Here is a 15,748-nt window from a genome sequence, read left to right on the forward strand (position 1 = left end):
GAGAAAAAGAAGATCATAGAATATCTTCAGACAAGAAGTGACTTTTATCAAATTATGGTTTCTAAAGATAAAAGTCCCTCCATGATGTATTTTTTATTGGCTGTGGTTTCCTTTGTATTATTGATAGTTTTGATCATTACCATTATCGACTTGAAAAAAACATCTCGCGAATACCGTAACTACAAAGACCGGAAACAGGATTCCGAAATTGATTCTTAAAAAGAGCAGACTATCCTATTTCGAAAGAAGTGATTACATTTAGGGAAATTAAGCAAACTAGTGAAAAGTAGGATAGCCACTTCAGTATGCCTTGGCATATTATTATTAATGGGATGTAATTCGAATGTAGAACACGAAATGTACGATTTATATGTAGGAACCTATACAGATGGGGACAGTAATGGAATTTATCAACTTAAATTCAATGCGAATACTGGAGCCCTGACCGACAAGCAATTGGCGGCTACCATTGAAAACCCTTCCTACATAAAATTCTCTCCGGATAATTCTATGCTCTATTCGGTACTGGAGACAGATTCCTTTGAGGATACTTCGGGTGGCGTAATGGCCTATGAACTTTTGGATGGTAAGCTTATTGAAAAAGGGGCTATGGCTACGGTAGGGGCCCATCCTTGCCATATCGCTGTTTCTGATGATGGACAGTACTTGGCTGCTTCAAGCTATACAGGTGGCAATGCCACCATTTTCAGCTTAGACGATTCTCGGTGGGTTGACGAATGATCCCCAGGTCATAGATCTTCAAGGCTTGGATACCGTAAAGACTTCTCACGCGCACTCCGCGGCCTTTACCAAGGATGGTTTGTTTATCGCAGATTTAGGTTTGGACGCAGTAAAACGTTTTTCTTTAATGGATGGCAAAATTGAACCAAATGAACAACCTTCCCTTGATTTACCTGAAGGTGCAGGCCCAAGACATTTTACATTTGGCCAGGACGGTAAATTTCTGTATACCATAAACGAATTGAATTCAACCATTTCGGTGTTTGAAAGAAAGGGTTCAAACTACATCAATAAGGAAGCCCATTCTACATTGGAAGAGGGTTTTTCCGGTGAAAGCTATTGTGCCGACATCCATTTATCATCCGATGGACGATTCTTATACGGATCCAATAGAGGGGAGCAGACCATTGTAATTTTTGAAGTAGATACAACGTCAGGCTCCTTGAATTTGGTTGGCAGGGAATCCGTACGTGGGGATTGGCCCCGTAATTTTACTATAGACCCTAGCGGTAAGTACTTATTGGTGGCGAACCAAAAAAGCAGCAACATTGTGGTGTTTAAAAGGAACCAAGAACAAGGCACTCTTGAGTTTTTAGAGGAAATGGCCTTGCCTAACCCTGTTTGCTTGGAGTTTTTGGAGTAATTTTTTGGTACTGGTAAATCAAGTACTAAACTTTATGCTGATAAGTCTGTATAAAACTGAAATTCTTTGACTGCTTTTTCCTATTTTTAAAGGGACTAATTCAAAGAATACAAAATGAAATCCAATTACTCTTTTATGGGCCTTGTGGCCCTTTTCCTATTATTGTTGCCTAACGGACTAGAAGGACAACGAAGAAACAAATCAAATAGCACAACTGTCTCCTATCCGGAGGAATTGTACTCCAGCCTAGATTATCGTAGTATTGGTCCTTACAGAGGTGGCCGTTCTGCTGCCGTGACTGGGGTGCCTGGTGAACCCAATCTATTTTATTTTGGAGCTACAGGTGGTGGTGTGTGGAAGACCTTGGATGGAGGTCGTACCTGGGAAAATATCTCAGACGGATACTTCGGAGGAAGTATCGGTGCCGTAGAAGTAGCAAAAAGCGATCCTAATGTGATTTATGTTGGAGGAGGGGAAAAAACTTTAAGAGGCAACGTTTCTTCCGGCTATGGTATTTGGAAAACCGTGGATGCGGGAAAGACTTGGGAAAGGGCCGGTTTGGATAAGAGCAGACATGTGCCAAGAATCAGGGTGCATCCCACGGATTACAATACGGTGTATGCAGCGGTTTTGGGAGATATATATAAACCAACCAAAGAACGGGGTATCTATAAAAGTACCGATGGAGGAAAGTCTTGGAATCAGGTTCTTTTCGTAAACGAACAGGCGGGGGCCGTGGATTTGACCTTTGACCCAAACAATCCAAGGATTTTGTATGCTTCCACCTGGCGTGCTCAAAGAACTCCTTATAGTTTAAGTAGCGGTGGAGAAGGCTCTGCATTGTGGAAAAGTACAGATAGTGGAGAAACGTGGATGGAAATTTCCAAAAATGAAGGTTTTCCAAAGGATACCTTAGGAATCATCGGAGTGGCTGTCTCACCAAAAAACTCCGAAAGGGTTTGGGCCATTGTAGAAAACAAGGAAAAGGGAGGTCTATATCGTTCTGAAGATGGAGGTAAAAAATGGACGCTGGTAAATAGTGACAGGAGTTTAAGACAACGTGCCTGGTATTATACCCGAGTGTATGCCGACACCCAAGATGAGGATGTGGTATATGTGTTAAACGTTAGCTACCACAAATCTATGGATGGTGGAAAGACCTTTAAATCCTTTAACGCACCACATGGAGATCATCATGACCTTTGGATTTCTCCGAGAGAACGGTCAACGAATGATCATTGGGGATGATGGGGGTGCCCAAATATCCTATGATGGTGGAGAGACTTGGAGCACCTATTACAACCAGCCCACGGCACAATATTATCGGGTGACCACGGACAATCATTTCCCATATCGCATTTATGTAGCACAACAGGACAATTCTACACTGCGTGTCAATCATAGAAGTGATGGTTCAGCCATTACCGAGGATGATTGGGAAGAAACTGCCGGAGGCGAGTCTGCATGGATAGCCGTTGATCCAGAAAACGATGATATTGTTTATGGGGGTAGTTATGACGGGTTTCTAACTCGCGTAAACCATGAAAATGGCACGGTGAGGGGTATTAATGTTTGGCCTGACAATCCCATGGGAGCGGGTGCGGAAGCTATGAAATATCGCTTTCAGTGGAATTTCCCCATTTTGTTCAGCAGACATGATCCCAATAAATTATACACCTTTTCAAACCACGTACATATGACTACCAATGAAGGTCAAAGTTGGGAGTTATTGAGCGGGGATTTGACCAGGAACGACCCTACAAAATTAGGTTCTAGTGGAGGACCTATTACACAGGATAATACAAGTGTTGAATATTATTGTACCATTTTTACGGCCAACGAAAGTCCTTTGAAAGAGGGACTTCTCCGGGTAGGTAGTGATGACGGCTTGATACATGTTTCTAAAAATGGTGGTGAAACTTGGGAAAATGTAACGCCTCCAAGTATGCCGGAGTGGAACATGATCAACAGTATTGAGCCTTCTTATTTTGATGAAGGCACTTGTTATGTAGCCGCTACGCGATATAAATTGGGTGATTTTCAACCGTATTTATATAAAACCACGGATTATGGTCAAACCTGGATCAAGATTACCAATGGGATCAAAGACGAACATTTTACGCGTGTGGTAAGGGAAGATCCTAAAAGAAAAGGTTTGTTATATGCCGGTACGGAAACCGGAATGTATATCTCCTTTGATGATGGAGCCAACTGGAATTCCTTTCAGATGAACTTACCCATAGTGCCCATTACAGATTTGACTATCAAGGATGATAACCTTATTGTCGCTACCCAGGGAAGAAGTCTTTGGATTATAGATGATTTAACGGTGCTGCACCAATTGGATGATAGCAAAAAATCATCGGAACATATTCTTTATAAGCCGAAGGATTCCTATCGCACCAAAGGCAGGGCTTCAACTAGGTCTTCAAAAACGTCCGGACAAAACCACCCCAATGGTGTAGTAACCCATTTCTATTTAAAAAATCTAAGTGAAAAGGATAGCGTACATCTCACATACACTTCAATGGCCGGGGATACGTTGGCCACGTATAATACTTATACCAAGGAAAAAGATCAAAAGCTTGAGGTTAAAAAAGGTGGGAATACCTTTGTTTGGGATACTCGTGGTAAAGGAGCAAAATTGCTCGATGGTATGATTCTTTGGTGGGCCAATTTGGATGGATCAAAAGCAGTTCCAGGTAGTTATAAGGTGCATTTGAATGTCAATGGAGATTCGAGTTCCCAAGAGTTCAAAATAGTTCCGGACCCAAGAGCGGAGGCATCGATAGCAGATATGCAAAAGCAATATGATTTTATCACCGATATCAATACCACGGTAGACAAAGCCCACAAATCCATTGAAAAGATTAGGAACGTTACGGGGCAATTGGATGCATTCACTAAACAATACGCAGATAATGAGTCCACTAAAGAACTTATCGAAAAGGCCAAGAAGATGAAGGAAAGCTTGGGGGAGGTGGAGAAAGCCCTATACCAAACAAAAAATAGAAGTAGGCAAGACCCTCTCAATTTCCCGATAAAGTTGACCAATAAATTAGGGCATTTAAACAGTCTGGTGGCCATAGACGATTTTCCTCCCACAGATCAGGATATCGAGGTTAAAAATGAACTCACGGCACTCATTAATACGGAGCTTGATAAGTTTGATGCCGTAATGTCCAATGAGCTAAAGGAATTTAATTCCTCATTTAACGAGTTGAACTTGAACTATTTGTTCGTTGAATAATCAAAAAAGTATATTAATGAACAAAGCAAAGTTTTTTATTACTCTTGTCCTTTCACTGGTTGCTTCAGCAACTTTTTGCCAAACGGCCAATGAGTATTTTAAACCGATGAAATATCGGAATATTGGTCCTTTCAGGGGGGTAGGTCGGTAACGGCTTCCGGGGTTATAAATGATCCAATGACCTATTACATGGGTACCACGGGCGGCGGACTTTGGAAGACCGAAACCGCGGGTCAGAAATGGGAAAACATCTCTGATGGGTATTTCAAAACAGGTTCAGTGGGTGCCATAGCGGTTTCGGCTTCGAACCCTAACATTCTATATTGTGGCATGGGAGAGCATGCCCCAAGGGGGGTTATGACATCTTATGGTGATGGCGTGTATAAATCGACCGATGCCGGTAAAACATGGCAGCATTTAGGATTGGAAAAAACCCAGCACATTTCCCGTGTTATCATACACCCAACCAATCCTGATATTGTATACGTGGCAGCCCAAGGAGCCCTGTTTGAAGGGAATCCTGAAAGGGGAATATACAAATCAGTGGATGGGGGTAAGACTTGGAAAAACACCCTTTTTGTGAATAATTTGACAGGGGCGGCCGAACTATCCATGGATGCCAATTATCCTGAAATCATGTATGCGGCCATGTGGGAACATCAGAGAAAACCCAATATGGTGATCAGTGGTGGTGAAGGCAGTGGACTTTATAAATCTACCGATGCCGGAGAGACCTGGAAAAAAATCCATGAAGGCCTTCCCGAGGAAAAAGGGAAAAATGGCCATTGCCGTGAGTCCGGCAAACTCCAATAAGGTATACGCAGTGATCGAAAGTGATTCCAATGAAGACAAAGGAGGTCTTTTTGTTTCCAATGACGCCGGTGAATCCTAGTCCATGGTCAGTGGTGATAATAGATTGGTCCAAAGGGCTTGGTATTATATTGAGGTTTTTCCAGATCCGAACGATGCCGAAACAGTGTATGTATTAAGTGCCTCTATGTTTCGTTCTGAAGATGGTGGAAAAACATGGGAGACCATAGATGTGCCACATGGAGACACGCATAATTTATGGATAAACCCGGAGAATTCTAAAAATATGGTGTTGGCGGACGACGGGGGTGCTACCATTACCTTTGATTACGGAAAAACGTGGTCTTCCCAGGACAATATGCCTACGGCACAATTTTATAGAATTAGCGTAGACAATCTTTTTCCATACAATATCTATGGTGGACAGCAGGATAATACGTCGGTACGTATTGCCAGCCTTTCCCTTGGAAGGGGAGGCATATCCGAACAGGATTGGACTTATACTGCTGGGGGTGAAAGTGCTTTTTTGGCCTTTGACCCGGATAATCCAAGATATGTACTAGGGGGTAGTTACTTGGGAACCATTGAAGTATTGGATATGGATACCAAAAGCTCCACCAATATCATGGCGGCACCCATTCAATATTTAGGGCGCGAGGCGAGAAACATGAAATATCTTTACAATTGGAATGCCCCGATCATTGGTTCCATCCATGAACCGGGCACGTATTACCATGGCGCACAATTGGTATTAAGAACCCGTGATATGGGAGTTACTTGGGAAGAAATTTCTCCAGATTTGACGAGGGATATAGATGCCAAGCAAGGGAATGGTGGAGGGCCTTACACCAACGAAGCGGTGGGGGCTGAAAACTATGGCACTTTGGCCTATATGATAGAATCACCACATGAAAAGGGAGTATTCCGGACAGGGAGTGACGATGGATTGGTTCATATCACAAAAAATGGAGGCGAGACGTGGGAAAATGTGACACCCAATGTTATTAAAGAATCCCTGATTAATGCCATTGAAGTATCACCGCATGATCCGGCAACTGCCTATGTTGCTACTACTCGTTACAAATTCAACGACTATACCCCGGCCCTATACAAAACTACGGACTATGGAAAAACCTGGGCCAATATTAGTTCAGGCATTCCGTACGGAGCCTTTACAAGGGTGGTTAGGGAAGATGTGAATAAAAAGGATTTGCTGTATGCGGGTACGGAACTTGGTATGTATGTTTCTTGGAACGGTGGCAAAGCATGGGAGCCTTTTCAATTGAATTTACCGGTAACTCCAGTGTTGGATCTAAAGGTTCATAGGGGCGATTTGATAGTGGCGACCTCGGGTCGATCTTTTTGGATTTTGGACAATATCAATGCCCTTAGCCAGTATGAACCAACCAAAAAGGGCTTAAAATTATTGAAACCAAGTGGGGCCTATGCCGGTTCCTGGGGAAGCCCCTTGAGTAGAAATTCCAAGGAGCTTAATGCAACGGATGCCTTTGATGGGGTGAACCCTGCTAATGGAATGGTGTTGTATTATGAATTACCCAAATTGACAGATTCCACTAAGGTTTCTTTGGAAATTAAAGATGCCAACGGGAAAGTTGTAAGAAAATTTAGTTCAGAAAAAGATACCGACTATGTTCCACACAATGGTGGAGGGGCACCTCCGGCACCAGTTTTACCCAAAAAAGAGGGCTTGAATCGGTTTGTATGGGATATGGGCCATTCGATAGTTCCAGGAATTCCAGGGGTGTACATTGAGGCAAATTTTAGGGGACACCAGGCCATTCCCGGAATGTATACCATTACGCTCAAGGTTGATGGAGAATCTATAACTACTCAAGGAGAAATCAAAGGCATTCCAACCATAGACATGAAGCTTGGTCAATTTGAAGAGTATGATGAAATGATGACCGACATGGAGCAGAAGATTACCGAGATGCATACGATGGTCAATTCCCTTTTTAAAGTGCAAAAGGACTTAAAAGAGCTACTTTCGGATATAGCGGATGAAACTTTAAAAACCAAAGGGGAGGCCTTGTTGGATAAAATGAAGGCTTGGGATGGCGATATGGTACAGCGTAAATCACAGGCTTATGATGATGTGGAAAATTTCCCCAACAAGTTTACGGCGGAATACCTATTTCTGTTAAATCAGACTAGTGGAAGTATTCCCCGAGTGAACAAATCAAATAAGGAACGAAAGCAAGAATTGGACCAACAATGGATCCAATTAAGAGCTAGGGGAGAGGCATTGACAAAGACCGATATTCCTGCCTATAATAAAGCGCTTTGGGATGCAGGTATTGGGGCATTAAGATTATAATTATCATTTAATGAAATCCCTAAGACATTGAAAATGCTTATTATACTACCTTTGATATTTAAATCATAGAAGTATAGCTGCATGACAGAGTACTACAATTATATAAAGGCCTTGCATTTAATTTTCGTGATCACGTGGTTTGCAGGGCTTTTTTATATCCCTAGATTATTCATCTACCATATTGAGGCACAAGAGAAACCGGAAGCCGAACGCAACATTCTCAGCAACCAGTTTAAGCTCATGGAAAAGCGGTTGTGGTATATAATCACTTGGCCCTCGGCTATCTTGGCAACCGTTTTTGCTATTTGGTTATTGGTTTTGATGCCCCAATGGCTTCAACAACCTTGGATGCACGTGAAATTGGGTTTTGTGTTGTTGTTGTTTGCCTACCATCTAAAGAACCACTTTATTTTTAAAAGATTCCAGCAAGACGATATACGCTATACATCGAACTACATGCGTATCTCGGAACGAGGGGGCTACCCTTATATTATTTGCTGTGGTGTTTTTGGTTATTCTGAAAAGTGCCTTCAATTGGATATTTGGCGTCGTAGGAATAGTGGTGCTTGGAATACTTTTGATGCTTGGCATCAAGCTTTACAAACGCCTCCGAAACAAAAATCCCGAAGCTTAAACTGTAGATACTTCCTAATCAGTCCAAATTTTCACGAGAAATTTCCTGTTCTAAAATGACACTAAAAATCTTTCGTCATTTAACCTCTTTTTTGCACACCTTACATTTTTGTTTTAATAAACTACATTTTTAATAAGAAAAAACTTATAAAATAATACAATTACCTCCAAAATTATAAGGTTTTTCTAGTATGGATCATATCCATCCATTTTTTATATTGAAGTACTCCAAATAATAAGAACACCTGCTAGTTACTTCCCCCGACATTAAATACCCACAAATGGGTATGGCATATTTTGTTGTTGAAATAGATTTTTTACCAACCAATACTTGAATTATGAAAAGTAAAATTACACTAGTGCTTTTGATGATTTTTATTTCTTCTAGGCACACCTATGCATTTTTTCAAGAATCTTCTAAAGATTCACTTAACACAGAGAGTTCAAATTCAAGCAAGAATTCGATACCAACAGATGGCCCTAACCAATTCTATATCGATTTTGTTGGCACAGCCAATTTGCAAGCAAATTTAAGTCAAGCAAGTGACCAAGTACAAGGTGCTGCGGGCTTAGGTGTCATCTTTGAAAGATATTTTTTATCAAAAAGCAAAAAGCAAATGGAGCTATTTGACGAGGATAAAATTCTATTTTATGCTTTAAGGTCAGAAATGAAATTAGATAAGAAAATAAAAAGACTATCGAAAAAAATTGAGGATATAAACGAATTATTAAAAACTGAAAATGATTCTTCCATTTTAGTGGAGAAAAAAAGGGAATTAAAAAAGGAGAAGCTAGAATTTGAAAAGCAGAAGAATAAAATAAGTAGTCAAACAGAAAATAAATCTATAAAAAAGGAACATAAGAGATTTTTTGAAAGCTTGGATATGGAGGCTTACATTAATGTAGCTTCAAGTGTTGATTCGCTTGAGGCTGAACTAAGTGGATCCACAGTAACCAATACCGAGACTATTCGGTAATTATGTTTTAAATCCTGTTAGTTCCAAACAATCTGTTTTTATAAATTCTGACGTCTATTTTAACCCGGAGCTCCTATGGTTGCGTGGAGGATGGATAACAAAATGGGTGAGTGGTGCTAATTTTAGAATTAATGCTTCTAATGTTCTTTGGAACCTAGTGGAAGATGATGTGGACAAAAGTAGATATGCAGGAGCATTAAACTTAAGGTTTGGTCTCTTCCATGAATTTCTTCCAAATGATAAGATTCGAGATGGGAATAATCGCAGAAAGTATAGTGTAAGAATTGGTTTTAATTATACTTTTAGGGAACTAACAGGGGATATTTCATCACCAACCAATGACATAATCAGAAATCAATATTTAGGAACTACCGATACAAGCTTTAGTGGAATTGAACCTTCATTCGGTTTTAGGCTTAATAATATTATAGCAGAGTTTTCAATGCCGATGATTGGCGGAGAGGGAAGAAATGATATTCAAGGACTTACCGATACCCAATTTTTATTCTCAATACGATTTGTAGGAGGCTTTAGTATAAAACTGGATGACAAAACTTCTGACAATTAGAATGTTTTAGTGCATAAAAATCTGAGCTAAATGTATTGTATTTAAGATTCTAATACTTCTAGAAATTAAGGGCCTAATAAATTTCTTTATATTTAAGTTTATCTTAAAACTAAATCTTTTTATATGCTTAAAGGAATAGAGTTTGAAAACTACAAAGCATTCGAAAACGGAAAACTAAAGATAAAACCAATTACTATACTTTTAGGAGCCAATAGTATTGGAAAAAGCAGTTTGATGCAACTAATACTGCTATTGAAACAAACATTTAACTTCAAAGGTTTATATAATTCAGCATTAAAGCTTAATGGAAAATATTTAAATCTAGGTGAGCCTGAAAATATATTTAATAATTTCAATACCGATAAAGCTATAACATTTAAAATTTCAGTATCAGATGATTATGGATTTATAGATCAAAGTCTGTTTTTGGATGAAATTGCTTGGAAGCTTAAAGCCATTCAAAGAGAATTTGTATATAACGAAGCGTATATACAGACAAAGCTTGTAAAGGAAAAGGATTTAAAGTCAGTAAGTGTAAGAAAACTAAATAGAATTTATGCGGATTTCGAAACTAAAGATTTGACTTTAATTGAAAAAGCAAAAGAAATAATTAAGGGATATAAAAAGTACAAAAGGGATTTAGGAGATATTGAAAATGAAAATTCCAGGCATTTAAAATCCAATGTATTAAAGAACAAGAAAAATATCAATGAATTAATAGAAAACATAGATATTAAATCCTTAGAGCATACAATCAAATTCTTGGAGGCCTATAACAAAATCGAATTAAAGAATTTGACTTATGTTTATGAGATTGGCTTTAACAAGAGGAACAATAGTTTAATAGCGAATTCACTTAAAGTAATTAATGATGACAAAGTGATTATCGGTTATTCGACAGCCAAGAGTAAAAATGGAAAGGACGTCCATAAAATATATTCTGATTTAATAGAAGATAAGGTCTTAAACAAATATAGAATTGAAGTTGGTAAAAATTTGAAATTCAAACTTTTAACATTTAATACTGAGGTCGAAAATCGAGATAGGTCAATTAGATTAGATAGAAAAATTTTTGAAAGTACTTTTATTCAAATTTTATCGGGAATATTAGAACCTCTAATCATAAGTCTTGATGAGAGTTTTATTAATTATGTTAGCCCATTAAGAGCTTATCCTAAGAGATATTATTTTTTGGATGAAGCAAATATTGGTTCATCATTTAATACAATTATAGGTGAAAACCTAGCAGAAATATTAAAACAGAATAATTCTGTAAAAAAGAAGGTCAATAACTGGTTGAGTAATTTTGGTTTTGAAGTAAATGTTGACAAGCTTCAAGATGTCATACATCATCTTAAAGTTAACCAATCAGGATTAAAACTTGACATTACTGATGTTGGCTTTGGAATCTCTCAAATTCTTCCTGTTATAGTACAAGGGTTTCTCTCAAGGTCTAAATCATTAACTCTAATTGAGCAGCCGGAAATACATTTGCATCCGAAAATGCAGGCTGAACTAGCGGATTTATTTATTGACATGGTAAAAAATGATAGCCAACCCGATAGAGCACTTTTAATCGAAACTCATAGTGAATATTTATTGAGAAGACTTAGAAGAAGAATTTCCGAGGGTAAAATATCAAATAGGGATGTTGCAATTTATTTTATAAAAAAAGAAAAAAAGAAAAGCACTATAGATGAGGTGGATGTTTCAGAATCAGGAGCTTTTGATTGGCCTTCTGAATTTTATGATGACGAATTGGATGACACAATTGCCTTTATAAAGAATCAACCTGCAAAGATAGAATAGAATATGCCCATTTATACTTTATGTCCTAATTACGTCAATCATAGTTGTGAAGATAATGATGATTTTGTCGATATTTTATTAAGCTTTTGTCAAACCAACGGGCGAAAAATAGCTTTTGATGAAAAAGACTGCGTAATCGAAGCTTATAGGAAAAAAGTCAGAAATAAAGAAAATTTAAACACTTGGTTAAAATTTTTAACAATGAAGAGTAGCAATTATGAGGTAGTAAGTATGGAAGTGGAGATTAATAATGACGAATATACTAGATTAATGATTTCAGTTTCTTCAAGTACATTCGATAGAAATTTAACCTGTGAATCAAAAACAGACTATTTAGAATTCAGAGAGATAATCTCAAAAGAAGAAATAAAATTGATAGATAAAGATGAGCTTAGGGATAGTTTTAAAAACTCGGAACTAAAATAATTCAAAAAACCGTAGGCAGTAATTCTCCAATAATAAGTGGAGATAAAAATGAGTTAAAATGACAATAAAAAAGCAAAAAACAAAAGGCGACATATCACCTATAATATCAGGTAATAATAATACGGTTAATAATGAAAAGAGTTATAAGGATGGTTTTCTCCAAGGTGTATTAATTGGTGTCATTTACGGTGTTATTACAGGTATAATACTTTACTACTTATTTGGTTGATAATCTTATTTAGTGATTAGGACATTCTGTACTTAAAATGAAATGTAAATCTTCGGAAGTAACTCCAAAGTTTATTTAGGGGCTATAGCAATAGGCTTTATATTATTCATTGGTTGAGTTATAATGACTCCCTTCTAGAAACCTGCTTTGGTGCGATATTTGCTAACTTTGAACGAAACACGCAGCTTTTGATAAGTAGATTCTCCTTACGGTCGCGCATTTTTGTATCGATGATCTTGTTGGTACTTATAGCTTCGGTCCTTATACTGGGCGTTACCATCTATCAGTTTCGGGAAATCAATATTGATTACCACGAGAATAGAATGGAGCGAAAAGAGGAGCAGATTAGGCAAAGTATTGATCTTACCATTCAAAAGACCACATACCCCGTTACAACGGAAAATCTAGGGCTTATCTTCAAGGAGGAAATTTATGAGATTGCCGTGGTGCAAAACATGAATTTCAACATTTATAGCCTAGAGGGTGAATTGATCAAAAGCTCCCGGCCTAAATTTGAAAATGACCCGATATCCCTGTGTCTTGACCCTGAGGTGCTCAACCAGTTGGAAGCTAGTGTTGACAAAAGGTATGTGGAGCGGAACAAGGCCGCTGGGGATCAGTACCAAGCATCATATACCTATATTTCGGATCGACAATTTAAGCCTATCGGGATATTAAACCTCCCCTATTTTGAGGATAATTCGTTCAATGACAAAGAGTTAAACGAGTTTTTGACTCGATTGGGAGGAGTCTATTTTCTAATGTTCCTTTTAGCCATAGGGTTGGCATATTTCATTTCCAAGTATATCACAAGATCTTTGGAGACCATTAGTGATATGATGGAACGAACGGATCTTACCCGCAGGAACGAAAAAATCCATTTGGAAAAGCCGGGTGAGGAAATAGAAAAACTCATTTCCTCATACAATGCCATGATCGATGAGCTTAGCCTAAGTGCCGCGAAGTTGGCGAAGAGTGAAAGGGAGCAGGCCTGGAGAGAAATGGCCAAGCAAGTGGCCCATGAAATTAAAAACCCGTTGACCCCCATGCGCCTAAGCGTACAAAGTTTTGAGCGCAAGTTCGACCCTGATGATCCTAATATTACCGAAAAAGTAGCTGAATACTCAAAGACACTTATTCAGCAAATAGATACGATGAGCAGCATAGCCTCGGCGTTCTCAAGTTTCGCCGAAATGCCGGCCCAGCAGAATGAGACTCTTAATGTTGTGAAAATCGTGAAACTGGCCCTCGATATATTCAATGAGGAGTACATCCACTTCATTGCGGAGGAAGAGGAAATTATCGCGAAATTGGACCGAACCCAATTGATTCGTGTTGTTACCAACTTGGTAAAAAATGCCATTCAGGCCATACCTGATGACAATCCCTCACCAAGAATTTTAGTTTCGGTTGCAATAGATGGGGAAATGGTAAAAATCTCCGTGGCGGATAATGGGATAGGAATAGAAAAGGAAGTGGAGGATAAGATTTTTGAACCCAAATTTACCACAAAGACTAGTGGAATGGGACTAGGCCTGGGAATGGTGAAGAATATCGTAGAAACGTATAAAGGTACCATCAATTTTACATCACAACCGGGAAAGGGAACTGTTTTTTGTGTTAAATTCCCTAGGGTAGGAAATATGATATCCATAAAATAAACAACAACGACATGTCTTACGAAACCATACTTGTAGGGATTGAAGATGCGATTGGCATTATTACCATCAATCGCCCAAAAAAATTAAATGCCCTTAACAGGGAGACCATTCAAGAATTACATGAGGCTATTTCCGAACTAGAGGAGGATTCTGATATTAAGGTAATAATCATCACAGGCAGTGGCGAAAAAGGCCTTTGTGGCAGGTGCCGATATTTCAGAGTTTGCGGATTTTTCAGTAAAAAAGGGAAAAAAGCTGGCCGCTAAAGGACAGGAATTATTATTCGATTTTGTGGAAAACCTTTCCAAGCCTGTCATAGCTGCCGTCAATGGTTTCGCTTTGGGCGGTGGATTGGAACTGGCCATGGCCTGTCATTTTAGAGTGGCGAGTGATAATGCAAAAATGGGTCTTCCCGAGGTATCTCTTGGGGTCATTCCTGGTTATGGGGGTACTCAACGTCTTCCTCAACTCGTAGGTAAAGGAAGGGCCTTGGAAATGATCATGACCGCCGGTATGATATCGGCCGAACAAGCTAAAAACTATGGATTGGTAAACCATGTTGTGAACCAAGAGGAATTACTGCCATTATGCTTAAAAATAGCCGATAAAATATGTAATAATTCCTCCGTCGCCATATCCTATGCAATAAAAGCTGTAAATGCGGGTTTTATGAATACTGTTAATGGCTACGAGCAGGAAATCGAAGCTTTCGGGGCGTGTTTTGGAACCGATGATTTCGCTGAAGGGACCACGGCATTTTTAGAAAAAAGAAAAGCTGATTTTCCGGGTTCGTAGATAAACGAACCGACCATGTTAAGAAAAATATTGCTATTGTTCATTTTGGCAACCATACAATCTACAGTTGCCCAACAAACGGACGTTGCCTATAGTATTGGTGAAAAATACAATGATAAATACAAATATTCCAACCTATTGGCCATTGCGGAAGATGGTGAAGGGGGAACGGTCATTGTAAGGGCCTACTATACGGGAATTGTTTTAAAGCCGAAAGGATACTTCATTGAACACTATAATAAGGACCTTGAGCTATTGTCCGAATTTAACTATAAGTTGAAAAATGCCAATTTTGTGGATGCCTATATAAAGAATGGCCAAGCATATTTACTATTCTTGGAATACAACTATGATAATATGGCCTATGAATACCAGATTCACAGAAGTCCCTACACAGATTATCAATTCACTAGGGAGACTATTTTGACCATCCCATCGGATCCCGTGGCGGAGCCGCTGGACTGGAATTACTACAATAGGAATTTTTCATCAGGATTCACCACTTCGGTGCTATTTAACGATGAGAAATCGGCCTTTGCCATCACTACCCATTTTAAAAAGGGGAAGAACAACCAACATTTTATCCATGTTTTTGATGCCGGACTGAACAAATTGATGGAACATGATTTTTCGGCAGAAGTTGAGGAAAAAAATTATGCCTTTGAGACAATCACCTTCTCGGAAGACCTTAGAAATGTATACTTGGTAGGGAAGGCCTATTTCAAGAAAAAGCGTTTCAATGCCACGGAGCGCAAATTCCAGTATGAAATGGTACGCGTTTCCAGTATGGGTGGTACAACGCAGTCATTTTACACGCCGGGCAAGTTTCCGAGAGGCCCTAAAACCTATTTTTAAGGGCAAGGAATTA

Annotated in this window: 12 protein-coding genes and 3 pseudogenes; all 15 read left to right on the forward strand. The window is 38.9% G+C overall.

Annotated elements, in window-relative coordinates:
- The first annotated feature begins 54 nt into the window (after positions 1-54).
- The 15 genes and pseudogenes from NYZ99_RS00130 to NYZ99_RS00195 all read left to right on the forward strand — a co-directional run bounded on the left by NYZ99_RS00130 (position 55) and on the right by NYZ99_RS00195 (position 15,735).
- Positions 55-219, forward strand: a complete 165-nt coding sequence (locus tag NYZ99_RS00130) for a hypothetical protein (RefSeq protein WP_260572955.1) — start codon at positions 55-57, stop codon at positions 217-219.
- A 60-nt stretch (positions 220-279) separates the two neighbouring features.
- On the forward strand, positions 280-741 hold the full coding sequence (locus tag NYZ99_RS00135; protein ID WP_260572956.1) for a lactonase family protein: 462 nt from the start codon (positions 280-282) through the stop codon (positions 739-741).
- Positions 731-1,384, forward strand: a complete 654-nt coding sequence (locus NYZ99_RS00140) for a lactonase family protein (RefSeq protein ID WP_260572957.1) — start codon at positions 731-733, stop codon at positions 1,382-1,384. Before NYZ99_RS00135 ends, NYZ99_RS00140 begins: the two co-directional genes overlap by 11 nt.
- A 135-nt stretch (positions 1,385-1,519) precedes the next feature.
- Positions 1,520-4,634, forward strand: a pseudogene (locus NYZ99_RS00145) (WD40/YVTN/BNR-like repeat-containing protein).
- Positions 4,635-4,811: 177 nt separating this feature from the next.
- On the forward strand, positions 4,812-5,447 hold the full coding sequence (locus tag NYZ99_RS20840) for a WD40/YVTN/BNR-like repeat-containing protein (protein WP_338039194.1): 636 nt from the start codon (positions 4,812-4,814) through the stop codon (positions 5,445-5,447).
- Between the two features lie 82 nt (positions 5,448-5,529).
- Positions 5,530-7,782: a glycosyl hydrolase gene (locus NYZ99_RS00150; protein ID WP_338039195.1), complete on the forward strand. Its 2,253-nt coding sequence runs from the start codon at positions 5,530-5,532 to the stop codon at positions 7,780-7,782.
- 81 nt (positions 7,783-7,863) lie between these two features.
- Positions 7,864-8,416, forward strand: a pseudogene (locus tag NYZ99_RS00155) (CopD family protein).
- A gap of 337 nt (positions 8,417-8,753) precedes the next feature.
- Positions 8,754-9,392 carry a hypothetical protein gene (locus NYZ99_RS00160; RefSeq protein WP_260572958.1) on the forward strand — a complete coding sequence of 213 codons (639 nt, stop codon included), beginning with the start codon at positions 8,754-8,756 and terminating at the stop codon, positions 9,390-9,392.
- 106 nt (positions 9,393-9,498) lie between these two features.
- Positions 9,499-9,960 (forward strand): hypothetical protein, encoded by a 462-nt coding sequence (locus NYZ99_RS00165; protein ID WP_260572959.1) that lies wholly within the window; start codon positions 9,499-9,501, stop codon positions 9,958-9,960.
- A 123-nt stretch (positions 9,961-10,083) separates the two neighbouring features.
- A complete protein-coding gene (locus NYZ99_RS00170; RefSeq protein WP_260572960.1) occupies positions 10,084-11,769 on the forward strand; it encodes an AAA family ATPase in 1,686 nt (561 codons plus the stop codon).
- 3 nt (positions 11,770-11,772) lie between these two features.
- Positions 11,773-12,195 carry a hypothetical protein gene (locus NYZ99_RS00175; protein ID WP_260572961.1) on the forward strand — a complete coding sequence of 141 codons (423 nt, stop codon included), beginning with the start codon at positions 11,773-11,775 and terminating at the stop codon, positions 12,193-12,195.
- 58 nt (positions 12,196-12,253) lie between these two features.
- On the forward strand, positions 12,254-12,424 hold the full coding sequence (locus NYZ99_RS00180; protein WP_260572962.1) for a hypothetical protein: 171 nt from the start codon (positions 12,254-12,256) through the stop codon (positions 12,422-12,424).
- A gap of 230 nt (positions 12,425-12,654) precedes the next feature.
- Positions 12,655-14,085: a sensor histidine kinase gene (locus NYZ99_RS00185; protein ID WP_260575301.1), complete on the forward strand. Its 1,431-nt coding sequence runs from the start codon at positions 12,655-12,657 to the stop codon at positions 14,083-14,085.
- An 11-nt stretch (positions 14,086-14,096) separates the two neighbouring features.
- Positions 14,097-14,880: pseudogene (locus NYZ99_RS00190) on the forward strand (enoyl-CoA hydratase/isomerase family protein).
- Between the two features lie 15 nt (positions 14,881-14,895).
- Positions 14,896-15,735 (forward strand): hypothetical protein, encoded by an 840-nt coding sequence (locus NYZ99_RS00195; protein WP_260572963.1) that lies wholly within the window; start codon positions 14,896-14,898, stop codon positions 15,733-15,735.
- The last annotated feature ends 13 nt before the right edge of the window (positions 15,736-15,748 follow it).

It is taken from the genome of Maribacter litopenaei (genome assembly GCF_025244665.1).
Lineage (GTDB): Bacteria > Bacteroidota > Bacteroidia > Flavobacteriales > Flavobacteriaceae > Maribacter > Maribacter litopenaei.

Excerpts from the sequence above, each read along its gene's own strand:
- NYZ99_RS00130 (WP_260572955.1), top strand. The coding sequence starts at position 55 with ATGGTTTCTAAAGATAAAAGTCCCTCCATGATGTATTTTTTATTGGCT.
- NYZ99_RS20840 (WP_338039194.1), top strand. The coding sequence starts at position 4,812 with ATGACCTATTACATGGGTACCACGGGCGGCGGACTTTGGAAGACCGAA.
- NYZ99_RS00150 (WP_338039195.1), top strand. The coding sequence starts at position 5,530 with ATGGTCAGTGGTGATAATAGATTGGTCCAAAGGGCTTGGTATTATATT.
- NYZ99_RS00160 (WP_260572958.1), top strand. The coding sequence starts at position 8,754 with ATGAAAAGTAAAATTACACTAGTGCTTTTGATGATTTTTATTTCTTCT.
- NYZ99_RS00170 (WP_260572960.1), top strand. The coding sequence starts at position 10,084 with ATGCTTAAAGGAATAGAGTTTGAAAACTACAAAGCATTCGAAAACGGA.
- NYZ99_RS00175 (WP_260572961.1), top strand. The coding sequence starts at position 11,773 with ATGCCCATTTATACTTTATGTCCTAATTACGTCAATCATAGTTGTGAA.
- NYZ99_RS00180 (WP_260572962.1), top strand. The coding sequence starts at position 12,254 with ATGACAATAAAAAAGCAAAAAACAAAAGGCGACATATCACCTATAATA.
- NYZ99_RS00185 (WP_260575301.1), top strand. The coding sequence starts at position 12,655 with ATGATCTTGTTGGTACTTATAGCTTCGGTCCTTATACTGGGCGTTACC.
- NYZ99_RS00195 (WP_260572963.1), top strand. The coding sequence starts at position 14,896 with ATGTTAAGAAAAATATTGCTATTGTTCATTTTGGCAACCATACAATCT.